General features: G+C 43.3%; 7 protein-coding genes. All 7 read left to right on the top strand.

Annotated elements, in window-relative coordinates; genetic code table 11:
• Positions 1–4: 4 nt before the first annotated feature.
• The 7 genes from B2400_RS01010 (at position 5) to B2400_RS00980 (ending at position 16,192) form a co-directional block, all read left to right on the top strand.
• Positions 5–2,746: a glycosyl hydrolase gene (locus B2400_RS01010; RefSeq protein WP_286651493.1), complete on the top strand. Its 2,742-nt coding sequence runs from the start codon at positions 5–7 to the stop codon at positions 2,744–2,746.
• 61 nt (positions 2,747–2,807) lie between these two features.
• Positions 2,808–5,987 carry a SusC/RagA family TonB-linked outer membrane protein gene (locus tag B2400_RS01005; protein WP_286651494.1) on the top strand — a complete coding sequence of 1,060 codons (3,180 nt, stop codon included), beginning with the start codon at positions 2,808–2,810 and terminating at the stop codon, positions 5,985–5,987.
• A 3-nt stretch (positions 5,988–5,990) separates the two neighbouring features.
• The gene (locus B2400_RS01000) at positions 5,991–7,499 is read left to right on the top strand and encodes a RagB/SusD family nutrient uptake outer membrane protein (RefSeq protein WP_149525490.1); all 1,509 of its coding nucleotides are present in this window, start codon (positions 5,991–5,993) and stop codon (positions 7,497–7,499) included.
• 363 nt (positions 7,500–7,862) lie between these two features.
• The gene (locus B2400_RS00995) at positions 7,863–9,266 is read left to right on the top strand and encodes a glycoside hydrolase family 28 protein (RefSeq protein ID WP_149525491.1); all 1,404 of its coding nucleotides are present in this window, start codon (positions 7,863–7,865) and stop codon (positions 9,264–9,266) included.
• A 2-nt stretch (positions 9,267–9,268) separates the two neighbouring features.
• Positions 9,269–12,850 (top strand): DUF4450 domain-containing protein, encoded by a 3,582-nt coding sequence (locus B2400_RS00990; protein WP_286651495.1) that lies wholly within the window; start codon positions 9,269–9,271, stop codon positions 12,848–12,850.
• 54 nt (positions 12,851–12,904) lie between these two features.
• Positions 12,905–15,052 carry a hypothetical protein gene (locus B2400_RS00985; protein WP_286651496.1) on the top strand — a complete coding sequence of 716 codons (2,148 nt, stop codon included), beginning with the start codon at positions 12,905–12,907 and terminating at the stop codon, positions 15,050–15,052.
• A gap of 3 nt (positions 15,053–15,055) precedes the next feature.
• On the top strand, positions 15,056–16,192 hold the full coding sequence (locus B2400_RS00980; protein WP_149525494.1) for a glycoside hydrolase family 88 protein: 1,137 nt from the start codon (positions 15,056–15,058) through the stop codon (positions 16,190–16,192).
• The last annotated feature ends 32 nt before the right edge of the window (positions 16,193–16,224 follow it).

The following is a 16,224-nucleotide window of genomic DNA, read 5'->3' as shown; positions in this document are numbered from 1 at the left end:
GAGCATGAAAAAGTATTGGATATGGAGTATGGTTTCCTTTGCGCTAATGCAGTCTCCTGCAGAAGCCCAAACCACTTGGCCTCAAGTTCAGAAGGAGATGAAGCCATGGACAAGATGGTGGTGGCCAGGTTCTGCAGTCGATAAGAAAAACTTGTCAGCAGAGCTAACAAAGCTTGCCGATGCAGGTTTTGGTGGGGTGGAGGTTACACCAATCTATGGCGCAAAAGGATTTGAACAAAAATATATTCCTTTCCTAAGTCCGCAATGGCTTGACATGTTGAATTACGGCAGTGAGAAAGCGAATTCCTTGGGAATGGGACTTGATATGAACCTGGGTACCGGATGGCCTTTTGGTGGTCCTCAAGTAGAGGTTGAATATGCCGCTACCAAATTATTGATGGAAGAACTAAACCTTAGCAAAGGTGAAGAAATAACACTCCCATTAAGAAGCCAAGATGCGAAGCAAACTTATACCAAGGCGCAAGCCATCAGTGGGTATGATCGTAATGGTAGCAAAGTCGATCTAAGCAGCTTGTTGAATCAAAAACAAGGTACTTGGAAAGCACCAGAAGACATGAAAGTATTGATTCTGTTCTCGGGGAGAACAGGACAGAAAGTGAAGCGTGCAGCGCCTGGAGGCGAGGGATTAACGCTCGACCATCTGGGTAAGGCATCGGTAGCATCTTATTTTGATTTTTTCAAAAAGAAGCTTGAAAACCAACCAAAATCCGTTCGGTCATTCTTCAATGATAGCTATGAGGTGTATGGCGCCGATTGGACGGATGAATTTTTATCTGAATTTAAGCGCAGAAAGGGATATGCTTTAGAAGACTACTTATTAGAATTTGCTGGAAAAACCGACGATAAAGAGAAAGAAGGAAGGTTAAAATCCGACTACCGCGAAGTCGTTAATTGGATACTCCGTGATCACTTTCTTTTGCCTTTCACAGAATTTTCAAATGCTCAAGGCGCTATTTCCAAGAATCAAGCCCATGGGTCGCCCGGAAATCTGTTGGATCTTTACGCTAGTACGGATATCCCAGAATGTGAAACCTTCGGTTCTAGTGCCTTTGATATCCCCGGTTTAAAAAGGGATTCTGCCGACGTCAGAAACGTAGATCCTGATCCTATGATGTTCAAGTTTGCCAGTTCGGCAACAAATACACAAGGGAAAAAACTTACATCTTCTGAAACCTTTACTTGGCTGACAGAACACTTCAAAACCGCCTTATCACAAACAAAACCAGAGGTTGAAGCTTTGTTTTTGTCGGGTGTGAATCACGTGTTCTATCATGGCACAACTTATAGTCCAGAAGAAGTGAAATTTCCAGGCTGGCTGTTCTACGCTTCAGTCAATTTCGTAACGCAAAACTCCTTCTGGTCACATTTGATCGGATTAAACCAATATATCACCCGTGTTCAATCTGTATTGCAGACAACTGAAGCCGATAATGAACTCTTGATTTATTGGCCAATCTACGATATCTGGCAAGAACCTGATAAAGCATTTAAGCAGTTAAGTGTTCATCATGTGGATCATTGGTTATGGCCAACACAATTCTACAAAGAAAGTGTTCATCTTCAGAAGAGAGGATATGGCTTTGATTTTATTTCCGATGAGCAAATAAAACAAACACAAGCAGATGGAGATAAATTAATTACGCATGAAGCGGCGAAGCCTTATCAAGCTATCTTTATTCCAGAGACGCAATATTTTTCGGAAGAGACGCTCGACAAGCTTTTGAAGCTTGCTGAAGAAGGTGCGACATTGATATTCCAATCGGCACCGAAAGATATTCCGGGATTTCATCAAGTAGTAGAAAGAAAAGAGAGGTTACTGTCGACATGGAAAAAGATAGGGTTTAAAGCAGATGAGCCGAACCAGTATAAGAAGTTCGGGAAAGGGAAGATCTACTTAACCAAAGACGTCGTTTCGGCATTAGAAACGGAACAAATCTTTGGCGAGAGCTTGACCAGAGCAGGTCTGAAATTCCATAGACGCATTGATAAAAATGCACATTACTATTACATCGTCAACCATAGTCCTAAAACAATAGATCAATCAATAAAACTCAATGCGACTGGAAAGACAGTTACTTTATTGGATCCCCAAACCGGGAAGATAGCAGATTTACCGATGAAAGACGGTCAAGTACGCTTTCAGTTAGCACCTGGATACGCATGGGTTGTGACGGTTTCCGATGAGCCTGCACAGGCAACAAAGTTTCATTATGTGGACCAAGAAAAAACAATGAATGTCTTCACTCAGCCATGGAATCTAAGTTTTATTAGCGGCGGCCCTAAACTTCCGACGAATAAGAAGTTGAATAAGCTGAGTTATTGGACAGATCTGCAGGGAGCAGATTATCAAAGCTTCTCGGGATCGGCAGCCTATGAAACGCAGATTACGCTGAATAAAGAAGCCGATAAATCCTACAGACTTAAGCTTGACAACTTATCAGAAAGCGCAAAGATTCTTGTAAATGGTAAGGAAGCGGGCATTTTGTGGTCCAATCCATTTGAGCTCGATGTGACGGAATACCTTACAAACGGCAAGAACCAAATTCGCATTGAAGTAGCCAATTTAATGGCAAACCGCGTCCGGGATATGGATAAAAAAGGAATGGTTTGGCGAAACTACCATGAAATAAACTTTGTGAATATAGACTATAAGCCTTTCGATGCCGGAAAATGGGCGGTCGCAAATTCAGGATTGAAAGGACCTGTAACCCTAATTGCATACTAATAAATCAAGCATAAAAATAATCAATCGAAGTAACCAAATAATAAACTAAAACAAATAAGCCATGAATTTAAAGTATTGGATGAGTACTTGCATCGTTTTCTGGTTGATAGGCTTAAGCAACTTATACGCCCAGCAAACAATTCAAGGTACGGTAGTGAACAGCCAACAGCAGCCACTGCCGGGGGTAACCGTCAAAGTGGAAGGAGACGATACGCGCTCTGTGCCCACGAATGGCGAAGGTGTATTTCAAATCGATGCAAAGGTGGGGGAGATTTTGCTCTTTACTTCCGTAGACTACGAAAGCCAAAGGGTAACAATTCAGAATCAAACGCCCTTGCGTGTGGTCATGCAGGCGAAAGATGAACAACTAGATGAAGTCGTTGTCATTGGATATGGTACGCAGCGGAGAACGAATGTGACCGCACCGGTTTCAAAATTTAATGCAGAGGGATTGGCAGAGCGTCCAATTGCCCGCGTCGATCAAGCGCTAGCCGGACAAATGTCAGGCGTAAGAGTAAAACAAACAACAGGTGTACCAGGGAAAGGACTTAGCGTGCAGGTCAGAGGATCAGGCTCGATTACAGCGGGTTCCGAACCTCTTTACGTGGTCGATGGATTCCCATTGGCAACAGCATCGCAAAATGGATCTGGAAACTATGGCTCAGGTAACCCGTTGGATAATATGAATCCCAATGATATAGAGTCTATCGAAGTATTAAAGGATGCTTCTGCAGCTGCTATTTACGGTTCCCGTGCAGCAAATGGTGTGGTCTTGATCACTACCAGACGAGGAAAGACCGGACAAGCCAAACTGAACTTCAACACTTATTTAGGGAGTTCTTCGGCATACAAGAAATTGGATATGTTGAACGGTGAAGAGTGGATCGATCGCGCTAAGGAGATGATTGATGCGGCATGGGTAGCATCTGGTACGGGAAGAACAGCATCTCAATCTAACGACGAACGCCGTGCTATCTTGAAGCTTCCGGATGGAACATATAATACTTCACTAATGTATGACGATCGCTGGTTGCAAGATGGACATCCAGGATTATATATGATCAACTGGCAGGATGAGGCCTATCGTAAAGGTTTAGTACAGAATTATCAGTTATCTGCTTCGGGGGGAACAGATTTCGTTAATTATTATGTTTCTGGAAACTACATGGACCAGAAGGGTATTATTCAGGGTCTTAGCTACAAAAACTACAGCATGCGTGCGAATGTCGATGTAAAAGCTTCCAAGAAATTTACTGTAGGACTGAATATATCGCCAACTTATTCGATCATGAACGATCCAGGCGTGGAAGGAAAAGATAACATTATCCACCAAATTTATTCCATGACACCGGTTCAGGATCAGCCAGCAGGATCAGTAAACGTGTTTGAAACGGAGCGCTATCCGTGGAGTACTTCGACAAACGATCCGATTGCTAAATTAAATTATAGCATTGGCGAAAGTAAAATTGCAAGGATTATCGCCAGCACCTATGCCCAATATCAAATTATTGATGGTCTGACCTTCAAAACTACTTTGAATATTGACCATGCAGATCGTCAGGGATTTAGCTATAACCCATATACGATTGCCGGAACTTTGGCAAACCGCTTAGCTAACCCGAACTTGGCAACTTATGGACAAAATAGTTCGTATAGACGTCAGACAATAGTCAATGAAAATACATTGAATTACTCGTACGAAACGGGAAAACACAGTTTGCAAGCTCTACTAGGTCATGCTTACAACTATGATCGTTTCGATAGCAACAGTATCACCTCTCAAGGTGGTTATACCACCAGTGCGATTAAAACGTTGAACGGAGCCGTTGGGACGACTTCAAGTACGAGTGCTACCAAGAATCTTATGCTTTCTTATTTTGGACGTGTGCAGTATGCCTATGATCAGAAATACCTGTTATCGGCAAGTGTGCGTCGTGATGGTTCATCGCGCTTCGGTTTAAATACGAAATGGGGCTGGTTCCCTTCAGTATCGGTAGGATGGAGAGCTTCAGAAGAGTCTTTCTTGAAAGATATCGAAAACATATCCGAATTAAAATTCCGTGCCAGCTATGGTGAGTCGGGAAACAACAATATTTCTGATTATTCTGGTCGCGCTTTGTTGGGGAACTATAACTATTCCTGGAATGGTACGTCGGCAGCGGGTCAAGCTCCCAGCAATATTATCAACCCGGATATTACCTGGGAAAAATCTAGAACAGTCAACGTAGGTGTGGATTTCGGATTCTGGAAATCGCGAGTGACAGGTTCATTCGACTACTACACCAGAACTAGTAGCAGCTTGTTATTGAACGTTCCGACGATGTTAGCAACCGGATTTAGTTCTTTATTGGATAATGCTGGAGAGGTGAGAAGTAAAGGTTGGGATTTAGAAATCCGTACGCAAAACGTTCAGAAATCAGACTTCAACTGGTCAACCTCATTCAATTTAAGCCATAACAGCAATGAAGTCACGAAATTGGTCGGTGATCAGCAGCAATTGTTAATCCCTTCTTCATTCGATATTCAACACAGTATTCTTCAAGTTGGTCAACCGATGTACAGCATTTATGTGGTTCAGCAGGACGGAATCCTATCACAAGCAGATATTGATGCTGGTGCTGCCATGTATGGAACGCAGTCAGCCGGTGATCCTCGTTATGTGGATGCGAATGGCGATGGCGTTATTGATGCAGACGACCGCGTATTGGTAGGACATCCTAACCCTGATTTTGTATGGGGTATTACGAATGACCTTCGTTATAAAAACTTTGATTTAAGCTTTTTATTTCAAGGACAATGGGGTGGAAGCTTATACTCGCTCTTAGGTAGAGCATTAGGACGTACGGGACAGGGTACAGTGGATAATGCGCTTGGATTCTATCGCGACCGTTGGAGAACGGAGGAAGATCCTGGTGAAGGCAGAGTAGGGAAGGCTTATTCAACATTCGGACGTATTAAGAACACGGATTGGTTGTACTCTTCAGACTACTGGAGATTGAGACAAGTAACCTTAGGCTACAATTTCAAGGATCTACGTATTGGTGGATCAACAATTCTACCTAACGGCCGCCTATATCTATCCCTTGAGAATTACTGGGGTGGAGATAAATACGATGGCGGGGTAAACCCGGAAGCTGCAAACACCAATTTAAGTGGAAGCTCCACTTATATGGAAGCGGGTGATTATGGTGGCCTAGCATTACCGAAAACTATAACCTTTGGTATTAACTTGACATTTTAAGCGATGAAGAAATTATTTTATATACTATTAGGCGTCAGCCTTTTGAGTTCTTGCGATATGGAATTGGATCAACAACCAATCTCCGCCGCAACATCAGAGACTTTTTTCCAAACAGCCCACGACTTTAACCAAGGTCTAAATGCTGTTTATGCGGTAACCCGAGGTTATCCAGATAGGCTGTTGAACCTCTCGGAAACTCGTTCGGATAATCTTTACGCCGTGTCTGACGGTGGAGTTCGTGACTGGGAAGGAATCAATAGTTTTCACCGAACTATTGCTTCCAATCCCTACGTAGTGGATGCATGGCAAAGCAATTACACCGGTATTTTCAGAGCCAACAATTACCTTGAGCAGCTCCAAAATAAGGGTGAGGCGGTAATTACTGATCAAGCGGTACGCAACAGGATGGAAGGGGAAGTGCGATTCCTACGTGCCTTCTTTTACTTTGATTTATTACGCTACTTCGGAAAACTACCTATCATCGATAAAGTTGTTTCAAACAATGAAGCGATGGAGATACCTAGAAGCGCACCTGCAGATGTCTATAGCCTTATTATTAGTGACCTAGAGCGAGCAATCGAGACCCTTCCTGCACCTAGCGGATATGCCACGGCAGATAAGGGCAGAGCCAATAAATTCTCTGCAAAAATGCTTTTGGGATTGGTTTATATGACGCGTTCGGGGCCTGCGTTGGATGTAGAAGGCGCAGGGTTGGGAAGCAATGAGTGGAGCAAAGCATTAGCGCAATTCAATGATATCATCCAAAGCAATGAGTTTGCTTTCCTGAATAGCTACTCGTCGATTTTTAACTATGATAATGAAAGAAACAAAGAGGTTATATTTAATATCGAATATTCGAGTGGAAGTACACCGATCGTGGGAAGTACTTTCCCATGGGTTTTGGTTCCCGACACCTGGTTTCAATCTCTTGGTTTCGGAACGCAGGGTGGTTTAATGATCCGCCCGGTTGCAGAAGACTTATTGGCGAAATATGTCGACGAAGATGTTAGAAAGAGCTTTAGTATCCAAAATGGATATACTTACGGTAATGTGGTGGAGCCTCGTTCGTTTATCAAAAAGTTTGTAGACATCACGAAAGTTCCTAAAACCAGTCGGACAGACTGGCCAATTAACTTTATTGTTTATCGTTATACCGACCTGCTATTATTGAAGGCTGAGTGTATATTGAATGGTGCGGCAGGAAATCAAGCGACCGAAGTAGATGCGGTAGTTAATCAGGTGCGCGCTAGAGCAGGGCTTACAACAACCTTATCAGGCGTAACGAAGGCACAGTTACTAGAAGAGCGTCGAAGAGAACTGGTAGGCGAAGGTACGCGCTGGTTTGATTTGATTCGTTCCGGACAAGTGGAAACTATCATGAAAGCCTGGATCGCCAAAGAGGACGTTCAGAATCAAATGGAAGACTTTAAGAAAGAATATATTCTTTATCCAGTGCCACAGTCAGAGCTTGACACAAAGCCTGGACTGTATCAACAGAACCCAGGATATTAATCCAATTGCATCCAATTACTTTTTTTATAAATACTAGCTTAATTTGTAAGGCTGTCCGATTTAATCGGACAGCCTTTCTTCTTAATTCCAGCTTTTCATCATCGTTGGGAACTTCTTTTTCTCAATGTTCATCCTTGAAATTTCAATGTTATTTAATTCTCGACCGATAGACGCCACAAGATGTGGTTATTTTTCTGTCGAATTGATTTGTGTAAAGTATTGGTATTAAAGTTTTTAAATTAAAAATGCAGGATAGGGCAAGACACACCCAGTAGGTTCAATTTTATATCTTGTATGTCGAGAATGTGCCAAGCAGGCTATTCTGACCTATGTTTTGTAAACCTTAAGCGCAAACCTATTCTGATGAAGAAGTATTTATTAATCGGTGTATTATTGCTCTCATGCATAAGCATGTCTTTCTCACAAGATAAAGCATGGACCTCCTCGAAACAACCCTTGAGAGAGGTGGAAATATTAAAGAAGAAAATTAAGAAACCGGTATTCGCAAACCGAGATTTCCTTATTACTGATTTTGGAGCGATTGCCGATGGGCAAACTAAAAATACGGCTGCATTAAAGAAAGCTATCGAAGCCTGCAGTGAGGCCGGTGGAGGCCGTGTTGTAGTACCGGAAGGTACATTCCTCACTGGAGCCATTTATTTGGAGAGCAACGTCAATTTACATTTATTGAAAGGCTCGACCCTGCTGTTTAGCCGAGACAGCTCCGATTATCCTATGGTATTTACCCGTTGGGAAGGCATGGAGTGCATGAATTATTCTCCATTTATCTACGCATATGAAGAAACGAACATTGCTGTAACAGGCGAAGGCTTGTTGGACGGCAATGCGAATAACGATCATTGGTGGTATTGGTGTGGCGCTAGAAAATATGGATGGCATGAAGGTCGTCCGGGTGAACAAAAGCCTGCTCGTGCTGTCTTACACCAGCAAATGGCGCAGGAAGTAGATCCAAGGAAGCGGATATTTGGAGATGGACATTTTCTGCGACCTAATTTCATTCAACCGTATCGCTGTAGTAATGTATGGATCGAAGGCGTCAAAATGATTAATTCGCCTATGTGGAATCTCAATCCAGTGCTTTGCGATAATGTGCTGATCGAAAATGTAAAAGTGGTTAGCCATGGACCTAATAACGATGGCTGCGACCCGGAAGCCTGTAGCAATGTATGGATTATCGGTTGCTTCTTCGATACGGGCGATGACTGCATCGCTATCAAATCCGGTCGCGATGAAGATGGTAGAAATATCGGACGGCCTGCGGAGAATCATATCATCGAGAACTGTACAATGCACGAAGGGCATGGTGGTGTTGTGATTGGCAGTGAAATCGCAGGAGGTGCAAGAAACATCTATTCATTAAACAATGTTATGGATAGCCCCAATCTAGACCGTGCGCTCCGAATAAAGACAAGCTCGAGTCGAGGAGGTACTATTGAAAACGTGTTTTTCTACAACACCAAAGTAGGACAGTATCGCGAAGCTGCAGTTCGTTTCAATATGTTCTATGAAAAACCAGGCGATCATATTCCAACAATTCGCAATATCTGGGTTGAAAATCTCGAAGTCACTAAGGGAGGAAAGTATGCAGTATTATCCAGAGCATATCCCGAATCGCCAGTAACCAACTTCACCATGATCAACTGTACAATCAATGGGGTGGAAAAACCTTATCAGGTAGATCATTTGAAAAATGTAAAACTTAAGAATGTAAAAGTCAATGGAAAACCGTTGACAGAATTGAAATAGCTATGCAGAAGTGGAAGTTTTGGTTAGGGATTGGGCTGATGAGTTTTTCATCAGTTGCGTTCGCACAACAAAAAGAAACCAACGAACAAATACGTTCATTGCATTATACAGCAGATGCCGGAGATTTTTTGCTCAAAAAGGGGAAGAATAGATTCAATAGAGCACTCTATGGCGACAATCGGGCTTCGCGCGTCGAGGCTGGCGATTTACCTGAATTCGCACTATATCTACCCGGAATGGGCGGTAATCTGCAGTTTGTATTACAGCGTGGCAAAGAACGAAAGAAACTGAACGATGCGGATCATATCGAAACGCGCTATCGTGCCGGCGCGATGGTCTATACAATTAAAGACAAGTTAATTGGCAGTGGCGAACTAACGCTATATCTACTTGCGCAAGCTGAAGAAGAAGGGTTAGTACTTAAAATAAGTGGTAGAAACGTAGCAAAAGACGCAGGTCTTTATGCAATTTACGGAGGTGCAAGTGGAACACGATTTAGCCGAAATGGCGATATTGGCGCAGATCCTGAATCAGGATTCTATTTATTGCCGGAATACGCTAGTAAGAATAAGATCCATATTCAAGGCAATGCATTCGACTTGCAATACTTGGGTCGCAAAGAAGAAGAGCAGCATACTCAGGGTAGTTTTTCGGACGGAGCTATCGTTAAACTAAGCAATGCTACAGCTTTAGTTAATTTAGCGCAATTGCCCAACGCTGATCCAAATGGAAGCCCAATCTTGTATGGTTATTTTGCTAATCTTAATACATCACATTGGCTGGAGATTTCTAAAGGGAAATTAGCGAAAGAGAAGTCAACTGCCGAATTGACCAATGTATTTGATAAAGCAGAAGCAAAGCGACAAACGTTGCTGAGTAGAGTGCAGTTGCAAACGCCAGATCCGTATTTAAATAACCTTGCAGGAGCTTTAGTGACAGCGGCAGACGGAATTTGGGAGTTCCCGACCTATCTACATGGGGCCGTGGCATGGAGAATGCCGCTGAATGCTTGGCGTGGCGCTTATATCGCTGATGTTTTGGGATGGCACGACCGAGCTAGAGCGCATTTTGATGCCTATTCAAACTCTCAAGTAACTGAGCCAGCACAAGGTCCGGTCGTAATGGATACGGCATTGCACCTCGCACGACATTTAGAAGAGATCGGAACAGCGATGTTCTCAAGCGGCTATATCTCCAGAAATCCCAACAACAATAAAATTGCACATCATTACGATATGAACCTGGTCTTCATCGATCAATTACTGACTCATTTTGACCATACTGGGGATAAAGCTTACATAGCGAAGATGTGGCCAACACTGGAGCGTCATCTCGCATGGGAGAAGCGTAATTTCGACCGTGACAGAGATGCTTTGTATGATGCCTACTGTGCAATATGGGCGAGTGATGGGCTGCAGTATTCGGGGGGCGGAGTAACACATACCACCGCTTATAACTTGCGTTCCAACCGTATGGCGGCCAAGTTAGCATCCATCATTGGGAAAAACCCAGAACCCTATCAAAAAGAAGCAGAGGCTATTGAGAAGGCGCTGTATAGCAGATTGTGGCTTAAGGATAAAGGTCATTTCGCAGAATTTCAGGATGCTTTGGGGAATAAATTGCTTCATGATAGCCCCGGCCTTTGGACAATCTATCACGCTGCTGATGCACGATTTATGAATACCTTCGAGCATTATCAACAAACGCAGTATGTGCACAACCATATCCCCAGAATTCCCATACAGGTCGACGGATTTGATGATCATAACTTACATACCTTGTCGATCACCAACTGGCAACCCTATACATGGTCGATAAATAACATCGCTCTAGCTGAAAACCTCCATGCGGCGCTGGCATTCTGGCAAGCCGGACGTCAAGAGGATGCTTATGAGTTATGGCGAAGCAATTTACTGGAAAGCATGTACTTTGGGAAGAGCCCGGGAAACTATCACCAGCTATCACATTATGACGCTTTCCGGGGTGAGCTCTATCGGGACTTCGCCGATCCTATCGCTATGGCCGCAAGAACACTAGTGGAAGGGCTCTTCGGCGTGCAACCTCACTTGCTCGATGCGGAAATTAGTATCCGCCCGGGTTTTCCAATAGAATGGAAAGAGGCCAGTTTAGCACTCCCACAATGGACATATCAATATAGCAAAAGCAGCAATGAATTAAAGCTGCACTTCAAACATAACTATGATATCGAAACGAAACTGAAACTAGAGATACCTTCGTCTTTTCTACACGTGCAGTCGGTAAAAGTCAATGGCCAACAGGTGGATTGGAAATACAAAGATGATGCTGTTAATCAGCCAATCCTTCTAATCAGTACGCCAAAAGGCAAGGACTTTCAAGTTTCAATTACAGGAAATGGTCTGTGGGAATTGCCACAAGAAACTAATTTTCAGATTGCCTTAAAGGACACATGGACGATTCCTTTGCAAGCCCAGCAAGAAATTGCGGAGATAAAAGATCCTCAACAACTCATAAAGAATCAACAGGGCAAGCTCATTACATTCAATCCGAAGGTTAGAAAAGGTACTTTTTTCGTACGAACAAACGCCGATCAAACGAACGTGTGGCGTGCAGTGAATGTAGATTTGATCCAACCGATTCAACAGGAATGGAGTAAGCAAGGTGATGATTATGTCTTGAAGTTGAAAAATCGGAGTACTAGCTCGCAAGAGCTTAAGGTGACATTGGGAACTTGGAATGAACAACTAGACCTGGGAGCCAATCAAAGCAAAGATTTGAAACTCCCTTTAGAAGAGCTGACAAGGGGCACCAATGAGATTGAATTGTCGCTGGGTGACTATAGCTGGAAGACGCATCTAACGGATTGGGATTTACCAGCCCAAGGAAATGTCATTGTTTGGGATATGGGAAGACATTATAATGCAAGAGCGCAGGAGATATTTCAACAAAAATACCTGAGCCCAAGGCCTGAAGGTCCTACCTTGCAGCTGCCCTGGCAGGGTATTGGCAATTGGTGCTATCCTTTGACCACAGCAAACATCGACGACACCGGTTTGATGGCAGCGAGAACCGAAAGCAAACTAGCCGTTCTCGATATCCCATTCTTAATTGCTAACGATCAAAAGAATATTCTGTTCACCAGTCAGTGGGATAACTATCCAACTCAAGCATCTTTTCCAGTAAGCATTAAAGCTAAAAAGGCCTATGTATTGCTAGCAGGGTCAACTAACCCTATGCAATCGCAGATGGACAATGCGGTATTATCGGTTCAATATACCGACGGAACTTCCGATAGCCTAGTCCTTAAAAACCCTACAAATTATTGGCCAATCGAACAAGATTATCTCGACGATGACAAGGCTTTTGATTTGCCCGATGATGAGATTCCATATCGCATCAAATTAAAAGATGCGAAAGTGTTTAAGGCCGGGACTTTGGCAGAATACGGATCTATTAAGGGTTTCAGTACACGCGCAATAGAAGGAGGCGCAGCCACTTTATTAGATCTACCGTTAAACCCCGATAAAGAGGTGAGTTCCGTCCAGCTAAGAGCTCATACGAACGACGTAGTCGTTGGACTAATGGCAATCAGCTTCCTGCAATAAATATCGGATTAGATTATAAACTAAAATATCGAGACTCGAATAAAAGAATAAATCATGATAAAAAAGCTTAAGATCCAATGGATAGGGATGGCGCTTTGTTTCTTTGTTCAGCCGTTAACAGCGCAGACAAAGATCGACAGAAAGGCAGTAGTAGAACGCCATCAGGTACAAAATACAAGTATGGATACGCTTGCCTCGCTAACTGTAGGAAACGGGCAGTTCGCCTATACAGTCGATGCCACCGGAATGCAATCTTTTCCAAAATATTACCAAAAAGGTGTTTCACTAGGCACGCAAAGTGAATGGGGATGGAATAGCTTCCCAAATACCGGGCAATATAAGTTTGAAGAAACGTTGAAAGCCTACGACTTCAACAATGATGGTAGAAATGCGCTTTACAGTATTCAAAACAAAGAGGGTCGTGCAAAAGAAGCGACGGAGTATTATCGTGTTAATCCTCATCGCATTCAGTTGGGAAATGTGGGATTGCAGATCACGCTGAAAAACGGCAAAACTGCTGCTGTGGAGGATATCAAACAGATCAAGCAAGTTCTCAATCCTTGGACGGGAATCATTGAAAGCCATTTTACAGTAGAAGGGACACCGGTAAAAGTGCTAACGGCAGGAGATCCCGTATTAGATAAAGTTGCGGTACATGTTAATTCGGAATTGGTTAGTCAAGGAAAAATTAAAGTATTCGTCCGCTATCCATTTCCTACGAGCACCTTCTTAGATGAAGGAGCTTATTATGAACATCCCGAGAAACATCAGTCGAACATTATTGCTCAGCATGCTAAGTCGGCGGTATTATCGCATAAGTTGTCAAGCATAGAATATTTTACGCTATTGAACTATACGAATGGAAAAATTACCTCTGCAGGTCAGCATGAATTTGTTTATCAACCTGCTGGAACATCGGATAACTTCGACTTCATCTTCACCTTCAGCAAGAATAAAACAACAGAAAACCAGGGGGATACTTATCAGCAGCTGGCAGGTCGCAGTAGAGAAGCTTGGAGATCTTTTTGGCAAAGTGGTGCAGCGGTTGATTTCGAAGGTAGCACAGACCCTAGAGCAAAAGAATTAGAACGCCGCGTGGTGCTGTCGCAGTATCTAACGAAAGTGCAATGCACGGGTGATAACCCACCACAGGAAACCGGATTAACGTTTAACAGCTGGTACGGCAAACCGCATACAGAAATGCATTGGTGGCATTCTGTGCACTTCGGCTTATGGGGCAGACCAGAGTACTTGGAGAAATCCTTAGGTTATTATTTCAATACGCTGGAAAAAGCGAGAGCACTCGCGAAAAGACAAGGCTATAAGGGCGTGCGTTGGATCAAGATGACGGATCATGAGGGAAATGAAAGCCCATCGTCGGTAGCCGCTTTCTTAATCTGGCAACAACCACACTTGATTTATCTTGCCGAAATGGCCTATCGCCATAACCAGGACCCGGAAGTCATTAAGAAATACAGCAACCTGGTCTTTGAGACCGCGACGTTCATGGCCGACTTTGCAGAATACGACAAAGCAAATGATCGCTATAATCTCGGTCTTGGCGTCATCCCTTCGCAGGAAGTGTTCCGTGCCGCGGAAACTCGGAATCCGAATTATGAATTAGCATACTGGGACTGGGCACTACGCATTGCTCAGGAATGGAAGAAACGCTCAGGCCTGCCAATTGATAAGGATTGGCAAGACGTGATTGACAAGCTTGCCAAATTGCCACAACAAGACAACATTTATCTCGCTACAGAAACAGCAACAGACTCCTATACCAATCCAAAATGGAGGACAGACCATCCTACGGTGTTGGCAGCATTGGGTATGGTGCCTGAATCTCCAAAACTGGATAAGCAAGTTCTAAAAAATACGCTGGACACTGTTTGGAAAACCTGGTTTTGGGATGAAACATGGGGCTGGGATTTCCCAATGGTCGCTATGTCAGCCGCTAGGCTCAAGTTGCCAAATAAAGCTCTCGATGCGCTATTTATGAATATACAGACCAATACATATTTAAAAAATGGTCACAACTATCAAGATGGGCGACTTCGTATTTACCTCCCAGGAAATGGAGGGGTATTGGCGGCCGTAGCCATGATGGTTGCCGGTTGGGACGGAGAGGAACAGGAATTTCCGGGCTTCCCGAAAGACGGAGCTTGGAAAATTAAGGCCGAAGGATTTAAGAAAATGCCATAAAAAATGAAGAAGAACTTGATTATTAGCGCTTGTATGATAGGCTTATTGAGCCTGAGCGCCAGTGCACAAACCTTTACAACAAAGAAAAAAGTATTAGCGCAAATGCGTACCGCGAATAGCTATTTCATGAAGAAATGGCCAGACCCGCATAAGCGAATTGTCACCAATAAAGAGCGTGCAGCAAATATCTGGACGCGTGGTGTTTATTACGAAGGATTAATGGCGTTGTATAGCATGGATCCTCAAAAAGCATATTACGATTATGCGGTGACTTGGGGCGAAAAACATGATTGGAAACCTGTGAGAGGCGAAGTATATACAAGACATGCTGATAACCAGAATTGCGGCATGACCTATATCGATCTTTATCGCCTAGATCCAAAGCCTGAGCGGATTGCCGCGATTAAGGAAAATATTGACTCCATAATACGTAGTGATAAATATACTGATTGGACCTGGATAGATGCTATTCAAATGGCGATGCCGATTTTCGTCAAACTTGGGGTGACCTATAAAGACAGCAAATATTTCGACGCCATGTACAAAATGTATCATCACATTAAGTACGTAGAGGGAGGTAGGGGTTTATATAATCCAGAAGATAAAATCTGGTGGCGTGATAAGGACTTTCTGCCCCCTTATAAAGAACCGAATGGGGAGGACTGCTATTGGTCTCGAGGAAACGGATGGGTGTTGGCGGCATTGGCTTTAGTTCTGAAAGAGCTACCAAAATCAGACCCGCATTATGCCGAATACAAGCAAGATTTTATTGATTTGGCAACTGCAGTTGCTCCGTTGCAGCGAAAAGATGGCTTTTGGAATGTGAGTCTCCATGATCCAAATCATTATGGGGGCAAAGAGGCTAGTGGTACAGCACTCTTTGTTTATGGAATGACTTGGGGAGTAAATGAGGGAATATTAGATAAAAGCACATTCCTTCCTACCATTGAAAAAGGTTGGATGGCTATTAGCAAGGAGTCTATTCAGCCCAATGGTTTCTTGAGCTATGTACAATCGACCGGTAAAGAACCAAAAGATGGACAACCCGTCTTGAAACATAAAATGCCAGATTTCGAAGATTACGGTTTAGGCTGCGTCCTATTAGCTGGAACCGAAATACATCGACTTCTAGAGAAATAAAACCTATTGAAAAGAAAAGAATAACTAACCAA

The organism is Sphingobacterium sp. UBA6645, assembly GCF_002455685.1.
GTDB classification, from domain to species: Bacteria; Bacteroidota; Bacteroidia; order Sphingobacteriales; family Sphingobacteriaceae; genus Sphingobacterium; species Sphingobacterium hotanense.
This window is presented reverse-complemented; position numbering and strand designations above follow the sequence as displayed.

Coding starts and splice junctions, on each gene's coding strand:
- B2400_RS01010 (WP_286651493.1), top strand. CDS start 5: ATGAAAAAGTATTGGATATGGAGTATGGTTTCCTTTGCGCTAATGCAG.
- B2400_RS01005 (WP_286651494.1), top strand. CDS start 2,808: ATGAATTTAAAGTATTGGATGAGTACTTGCATCGTTTTCTGGTTGATA.
- B2400_RS01000 (WP_149525490.1), top strand. CDS start 5,991: ATGAAGAAATTATTTTATATACTATTAGGCGTCAGCCTTTTGAGTTCT.
- B2400_RS00995 (WP_149525491.1), top strand. CDS start 7,863: ATGAAGAAGTATTTATTAATCGGTGTATTATTGCTCTCATGCATAAGC.
- B2400_RS00990 (WP_286651495.1), top strand. CDS start 9,269: ATGCAGAAGTGGAAGTTTTGGTTAGGGATTGGGCTGATGAGTTTTTCA.
- B2400_RS00985 (WP_286651496.1), top strand. CDS start 12,905: ATGATAAAAAAGCTTAAGATCCAATGGATAGGGATGGCGCTTTGTTTC.
- B2400_RS00980 (WP_149525494.1), top strand. CDS start 15,056: ATGAAGAAGAACTTGATTATTAGCGCTTGTATGATAGGCTTATTGAGC.